Source organism: Protofrankia sp. Cr2 (assembly GCF_963555885.1).
GTDB lineage: Bacteria > Actinomycetota > Actinomycetes > Frankiales > Frankiaceae > Protofrankia.
Genome location: NZ_CAUVXG010000020.1, coordinates 14638 through 20993, shown reverse-complemented (window position 1 = coordinate 20993; position 6356 = coordinate 14638). Strand labels below are relative to the sequence as shown.

Sequence of the window (6356 nt, the reverse complement as noted above, 5' to 3'; positions counted from 1 at the left end):
ATTATGATGACTTTTTCTACCTACGATACCGTTGCGGCCCCGGCAGCGCCGTCAGCCACCCCGCCGACCCCGCCGAACGAGAGGCCGCCGCCATCGGCGCACAGGTAGCCCGCCAGGCCACCCCCACACCGAGCGAAGAAGAACCCCCGGCAGCCACCTGATCCCGATCCGGACAACCAGGACCGATCCCGAAGACCGTCATTACTCGGGGCCTGTTTCGAGGAGCGGCTCCGACTCCAGTGCGGTCAGGATCATGGTCACGACTCTCAGCACCGCATCCCAGTCTGCTTGCTCCAGCTCCGGAAAATCGCCGCGGACGCCGGCCGGACGTTCGACGGATGATCGAATGTCAGGTTCTGCGCACACCCCGGTCGTATCCGTGACCATGACGGCGGCCGGACATGCAACGGCAGACAGACGGGGGAGCATCAAGGGCATGTGGCGCCTAGCCGGGTTCGATGGCAGTACATGATCGAATTAGAACGTCACGTCACGGACAAGGTCGAAGACCCCTTGTCAATTTTCCCTATTGGCGGTCGCTCGTGATGGGAACGGAGGCGTCGAGCTCTGCCAGCGTCTGCTGCGCAATGGCGAATGCCCGGTTGGAGCGGGGCAGGCCGCTGTAGAGCGCCGTGTGCAGCAGCACTTCACCGATCTCAGCCGGGGTGAGTCCGTTGCGGATCGCGGCACGCACGTGCATCGCGATCTCGTGGTCGGCACCGAGGGAGGTCAACGCGGCCAGTGTCACGATCGACCGGTCCCGGCGGGTGAGACCGGGCCGTGACCAGACGTCGCCCCACGCGTAGCGGGTGATGAAGTCCTGAAAGAGCGCGGTGAGCTCGGTGGTGTTCGCTATCGCGCGGTCCACGTGTTCGTCGCCCAGGACGGCGCGGCGCGTCGCATAACCCGCGCTCAACGTCGCGCCCCCGGCGCCGGGCCCCGCGCCGTCCGGCGGGCAGAAGTGCTCCAGCAGGAGGCGTGCGACCTCGCCGGACCGCTCGACTGTGGCGAGGTGTGCCGCGTTGCCGAGCACCTCGACCCGGGCTCCGGCGATACCGTCGGCGATCGTCTGTGCGTGCTCGGGTGGGATGGCCGGATCGTCGCTCCCGGCGATGACCAGCGTCGGCGCGGCGATGCGAGCGAGATCGGGGCGCAGATCCATGGTGGCGATCGCCTCGCAGCACTGCGCGTAGGACTCCGCGTCGGTGCCCCTCAGCATGGCCATGAGCGCCGCCACAAGGCCGGGGTCGCGGGCCGCGAGGCCCGGTGTCACCCAGCGCTGGACGACTGCGTCGGCGATCGGGCCCAGCCCGTCGCGTCGCACCGTGGCGGCACGGTCGAACCTGGCCTTCGCGGGCGGCAGGTGGGCCGACGTGCAGAGCAGAGCCAGCCGGGCGATCCGCTGCGGATGGTGCGCAGCGATCCACATGGCTGTCATCCCGCCGAGGGACAGACCGGCCAGGTGGACGCGGGTGACGCCCAGATCGAGCTCGATCCGGTCCAGCACGGCCAGGACGTCGCGAGCCAGCTCGTCGATCGTGCACGGCTGGCCGGGCTGGCCGGGCGGGGCGGCGGGTGAGCGGCCGTGGCCGCGGCTGTCGATCCGCACGACGCGGAACCGCTCGGCGAGGACGGCGACCTGCGGATCCCACATCGCGGTCGACGCGCCGATGGAGTTGAGCAGCACGAGCACCGGTGCGCTGCGCGGCCCCTCGGCGAGGGAGTGGAGCGTGATGGTCATCGGTGCCGTCCCGCGAGATAGTGATCGACGATGTCGCCGGCATGGCCGACATCGGTGCTCGGCCGGACCCGGGCGTCGATCGCCTGCATACATCGCAGATTGTGGCTCATAGCGTCCCGGTCGACGTGCAGGCCCGACAGCGATACGCACAGTCTGGCCGCAGCGCCGCCCGCCACGTTGAGCAGCGCGGTGAGCGGTGCCCACTCGGCGTGCCATGGACCGGCGCCGCGCTGCAGCTCGCCGGGCATCGCGGCGAGAAGGGTTGCCACCAGGCCGGGCGCCTGTGCGGCCCCGGCCCGGGCCGTCACGGCCGCGATCGGGTTCTGCTTGTGTGGCATCGCCGATGATCCGCCACCGACGCCTTCGGTCACCTCGCCGAGTTCGGTCTGGGCGAGCAGCACGATGTCGGTGGCGATTTTGCCGACCGCACCGGACGCCGCGCCGAGCGCGCCGGCGAGTTCGGCGATGCGGACGCGCTCGGTGTGCCAGACCGTGCCCGGGTCGGTCAGCCCGAGTTCATCGGCCAGGGCGGCGCGGACGGCTGGACCGTGGGGATGCAGCGCGGCCAGCGTGCCGGCGGCGCCACCCAGCTGCACGGCGAGGTCCTCCCGGACCGCCCGCAGGCGACGGCCGGCTCGGTCGAGGCCTTCTCCCCAGCCGGCCGCTACCGCCCCGAACGTGGTGGGCACTGCCTGCTGCAGCAGCGTTCGTCCGGCCATCGCGGTGTTTCGATGGTCGCGTGCGAGTACGGCGCATGCGTCGGCCGCACCGTCGAGTCCGCCGCCGACGACGGCCGTCGCCCGGTGCGCCACCAGCATGGCCGCGGTGTCGAGGATGTCCTGGCTGGTGGCACCGAGATGGACGACCGAAGCGGCGTGCTCATCCGCGGCTTGCGCGAGCGCGACCCGAAGCCGGCGGACCAACGGGATCACCGGGTTGCCGTCGGCGGCGGCCTGCCGACCGAGCTCGCCAGGATCGTCGGCGGCCGCCTGCGCGCAGGCAGCCTCGATCTGCGTCGCCGTCGTACCGTCGATCAGTCCTACCGTCGCGCAGGCACGAGCCAATGCGGCTTCGACGTCACACAATGCGCCGAGCCAGGCACGGTCGTCCGTGGTGGCGGCGACCGCGGTCGCACCGAAGATCGGATCCCACAGGGCACTCACCGGTTCACCGTCCTGCTCGCCCAGCATGATCGCACCGATGTCTTCGCCATCAGATCGCGAAGAACGGGGTCTCGTCGTGACCCTGTATCCGGATGTCGAAACGCAGGCCGCCGTTCTCCTGCTCCACCGCTGTCAACAGGCGCCGCTGTGCAGGTTCGAGGCCGCCCAGCACCGGATCGGTCGCGTTGGCCGCGGCCTCGTCGGGGAAGTAGATCCTCGTGACGAGGCGATGCAGCAGGCCGCGCGCGAAGACGGACACGTCCAGGTGCGGCGCCTCGGTGCCACCGTCGCCGGCTGGCAGCGGCCCGGGCTTGAGCGTGTGGAAGACGAACGTGCCGTCGGATTCGGTCGGGCATCGGCCGAATCCCCGGAACCCGACGTGGGCACGGGCGCCGCGCGGATCGTCGGGGTGGTTGAAGCGTCCGGCGGGGTCGGCCTGCCAGATCTCAATGAGGCCGTCGGGGACCCCCTCGCCGGCGCCGTCGATCAGCCTTCCGGTGATCGTAAGCAGGCCCGCGGTCCCGGGGGCGACGACATTCGAGCCATCCGCCCAGGCCAGCACGATGGCCAGGTACGGCCCGACGGTCTGCGACGGTGTCGATCCGAGCAGCTCAGTCATCGTGCGGCTCGCTCTCGAAGGGGGTCTGGCCGCGTCCACGCAGCACGATGTCGAATCTGAAACCGAGCGCCCAGTGGTCCGTCGTCACGTCGTGGTCGTAGGACGCCACCATCCGCGCCCTGGCCTTCTCGTCCGGGACGGAATTGTAGATCGGGTCCTGGAAGAACAGCGGATCGTCCGGGAAGTACATCTGCGTGACCAGCCGTTGAGCGAAGGCCCGCCCGAAGACCGAAAAATGGATGTGCGCCGGCCGCCAGGCGTTGTGATGGTTCTTCCAGGGGTATGCCCCGGGCCTGATCGTGGTGAACCGGTACCGGCCCTGGCCGTCGGTGACCGTGCGGCCCAGCCCGGCGAAGTGCGGATCCAGCGGCGACGGCCACTGGTCGCCGACGTGTCGGTACCGGCCGCCGGCGTTGGCCTGCCACACTTCGAGCAGGGCGCCCGGCACCGCGCGGCCGTCCGAGTCCAGCAGCCGGCCATGGACGATGATCCGCTGCCCGCACGCTTCACCGCCGTCGTAACGGGTCAGGTCGTCCTCGCCCGGCCCGACCCGTTCGGAGCCGAACAGCGGCCCGGTGACCTCCGTGAGCCGATGTGGCAACAGGTGCAGTGGCCTGGTCGGATGGCGCAGCGCGGTGCTCCCGTACCCCGCGAACGACAACGAGGGGTGGGTTCCCTCGGCGTCCGCGCGATAGCCGGTCGGCATCTGCAAAGGTGGCGCCACGTGCACGTCGTTCACCGGTATGACCATCCTTCCAGGTAAGGCAGCCCGACGTAGTTCTCGGCCAGCGACGTCGCCATCGCCGTGGACGACGCGACGTAGTCGAGCTGTGCCAGCGCCAGCTGCTCGCCGAAGGCGTCATCATCGGGCGAGCGGTGCAGCATCGAGGTCATCCACCAGGAGAAGTGGGTTGCGCGCCAGACTCGGCGCAACGCGGCCTCGGTGTAGGCGGCGAGCAGGTCGTCCCGCCCTGCGGCGTAGTAGCCACCGAGCGCCCGGGACAACAGGCGGACGTCGGCCACGGCGAGGTTCATCCCCTTCGCGCCGGTGGGCGGGACGATATGCGCCGCGTCCCCGGCGAGGAACAGCCGGCCGTGCTGCATCGGCGTCACCACGACACTGCGCATCGGCGTAATCCCTTTGTCCAGCAAGGGGCCTTCGGTCAACGCGAAGCCAGCGTCGTCGGCTAGCCGAGCATGCAGCTCCGCCCAGATTCGATCATCGGGCCATTCGCCGAGATCCTCGTCGGGCGAGACCTGGAGGTACATTCTGGTAACGCTTGGTGAGCGCATGCTGTGCAGCGCGAAGCCGTTGGCGTGCCGGGCATAGATCAGCTCGTGCGAGGATGGCGGCGCGTCGGCGAGGATGCCGAGCCACGCGAACGGGTAGCTGCGTTCGTAGCTCACGAGGTCGGGCAGGTAGCTGCGGGTCACGCCGTGGAACCCGTCCGTGCCGATCACGAAGTCGCACTCCAACACGTGGCGCGTACCGTCCTGGACGAACTCGATGCGCGCCTCCTGGGAGTCGAGACCGACGAGGGCGACGTCCTCGATCTCGAATCGCACGTCGCCACCGGCGTCGAGACGCGCCGCGATCAGGTCCTTCACGACCTCCTGCTGCCCGTAGACCGTGATGCCGCGCCCGGTGAGCGCGGTGAAGTCGATGCGGTGGCTGCGCAGCCCGAAGCGCAGTTCGATGCCCGCGTGCGCCAGTCCCTGCGCGTCCATCCGCGTACCCACGCCGGCCTCGCGCAACGTCTGGACCGTGCCGTGCTCGAGGACCCCGGCGCGGACGCGGCGTTCGACGTAGGCACGGTCCCGGCGCTCGAGCACGACAGACTCCACCCCCTGCAGATGCAGCAGGTGAGCGAGAAGGAGCCCGGCCGGCCCCGCGCCGACGATGCCGACCTGTGTGCGCATGCGGGCAGCCCCTTCGCCGGTGACCGATGTCGGATGTCGGATGTCGGATGTCGGATCAGCGTGCCCCAGACTCGGCCGGTGCAGGCCTAGACTTCCGCCAGGCGGAAGACCTCTTCGAAAGCGACACACGATGAACGGCAGGCGACGCGCGTCCGGTACCCAACGGGTCCTGGCGATCCTCGACTGCTTCTGCGCCGACCGCCCGACGCTGGCGCTGTCCGAGATCAGCCGGCTGGCCGGGTTGCCGCTGACCACCACGCATCGTCAGGTGGGCGAGCTGGCGCGCTGGGGCGCACTGGAACGTGATCACGACGGCCGGTATCGCATCGGGCTACGGCTGTGGGAGGTCGGCGCGCTGGCGCCGCGCAGCATCGGCCTGCGTGAGGCCGCGCTGCCGTTCCTCGAGGATCTCTACGAGGTCACCCACGAAAACGTCCAGATCGCCGTACTGGACGGGCCGGATGTCGTCTACGTGGAACGGATCTCCGGCCGGCGGGCGGTACACATCGTGACCCGACCGGGTAGCCGGTTGCCCGCGCACGCGACGGGCGTCGGACTTGTGCTCCTCGCCCACGCGTCCAGCGGCGAGATCGACGCGGTGCTCGCCGGCCCGCTCAAGCGCTACACCGAGCACACCATCACCGACCCGACCCGGCTGCGCCGCACCATGGCAGAGGTCCGCCGGACCGGCTACGCGATCAGTGACCGCCAGATCGAGACGATCTCTGTCTCGGTTGCGGCACCGGTCTACGACTCGACCCGCACCGTCGTCGCGGCGCTGTCGATCGTCGTCGCGGCCAAGGCCGGACACGCTCGACGTTACGTGCCGGCTGTGCTGGCCGCGGCGCGCGGGATCTCCCGCCACCTCGGTGCCGGCCGCGAGAACATCGCAGCTGTCGATTGACCGCACCGT

The 6356-nt window shown here is 69.9% G+C and carries 6 protein-coding genes; 1 reads left to right on the top strand and 5 read right to left on the bottom strand.

What is annotated here, in order from left to right; all coding sequences use genetic code 11:
* Positions 1 to 526: 526 nt before the first annotated feature.
* Genes pcaD through U9978_RS11545 form a run of 5 tightly spaced genes read right to left on the bottom strand, consistent with a single transcriptional unit; the run spans position 527 to position 5443 of the window.
* Complete coding sequence (pcaD, locus tag U9978_RS11565) at positions 527 to 1741, bottom strand: 3-oxoadipate enol-lactonase (RefSeq protein WP_322761100.1); 1215 nt, start codon at positions 1739 to 1741, stop codon at positions 527 to 529.
* Positions 1738 to 2931, bottom strand: coding sequence for a 3-carboxy-cis,cis-muconate cycloisomerase (gene pcaB, locus U9978_RS11560; RefSeq protein WP_322761099.1), 1194 nt, complete (start codon positions 2929 to 2931; stop codon positions 1738 to 1740). The genes pcaD and pcaB overlap by 4 nt, the downstream gene beginning before the upstream one ends.
* A 22-nt stretch (positions 2932 to 2953) precedes the next feature.
* Positions 2954 to 3523 carry a protocatechuate 3,4-dioxygenase subunit alpha gene (gene pcaG, locus U9978_RS11555; protein ID WP_322761098.1) on the bottom strand — a complete coding sequence of 190 codons (570 nt, stop codon included), beginning with the start codon at positions 3521 to 3523 and terminating at the stop codon, positions 2954 to 2956.
* Positions 3516 to 4229, bottom strand: coding sequence for a protocatechuate 3,4-dioxygenase subunit beta (gene pcaH, locus U9978_RS11550; protein WP_416210935.1), 714 nt, complete (start codon positions 4227 to 4229; stop codon positions 3516 to 3518). Before pcaH ends, pcaG begins: the two co-directional genes overlap by 8 nt.
* A 29-nt stretch (positions 4230 to 4258) precedes the next feature.
* Positions 4259 to 5443 carry a 4-hydroxybenzoate 3-monooxygenase gene (locus tag U9978_RS11545; RefSeq protein ID WP_322761096.1) on the bottom strand — a complete coding sequence of 395 codons (1185 nt, stop codon included), beginning with the start codon at positions 5441 to 5443 and terminating at the stop codon, positions 4259 to 4261.
* A gap of 130 nt (positions 5444 to 5573) precedes the next feature.
* Here U9978_RS11545 and U9978_RS11540 point away from each other — a divergent pair, with 130 nt between their 5' ends.
* Positions 5574 to 6347, top strand: coding sequence for an IclR family transcriptional regulator (locus tag U9978_RS11540; RefSeq protein WP_322761095.1), 774 nt, complete (start codon positions 5574 to 5576; stop codon positions 6345 to 6347).
* The last annotated feature ends 9 nt before the right edge of the window (positions 6348 to 6356 follow it).

What these genes read in the sequence shown, in the direction of transcription:
- pcaG (WP_322761098.1), bottom strand. Translation starts at nt 3,523, where the DNA reads ATGACTGAGCTGCTCGGATCGACACCGTCGCAGACCGTCGGGCCGTAC.
- U9978_RS11540 (WP_322761095.1), top strand. Translation starts at nt 5,574, where the DNA reads ATGAACGGCAGGCGACGCGCGTCCGGTACCCAACGGGTCCTGGCGATC.
- pcaH (WP_416210935.1), bottom strand. Translation starts at nt 4,229, where the DNA reads ATGCCGACCGGCTATCGCGCGGACGCCGAGGGAACCCACCCCTCGTTG.
- pcaB (WP_322761099.1), bottom strand. Translation starts at nt 2,931, where the DNA reads ATGCTGGGCGAGCAGGACGGTGAACCGGTGAGTGCCCTGTGGGATCCG.
- U9978_RS11545 (WP_322761096.1), bottom strand. Translation starts at nt 5,443, where the DNA reads ATGCGCACACAGGTCGGCATCGTCGGCGCGGGGCCGGCCGGGCTCCTT.
- pcaD (WP_322761100.1), bottom strand. Translation starts at nt 1,741, where the DNA reads ATGACCATCACGCTCCACTCCCTCGCCGAGGGGCCGCGCAGCGCACCG.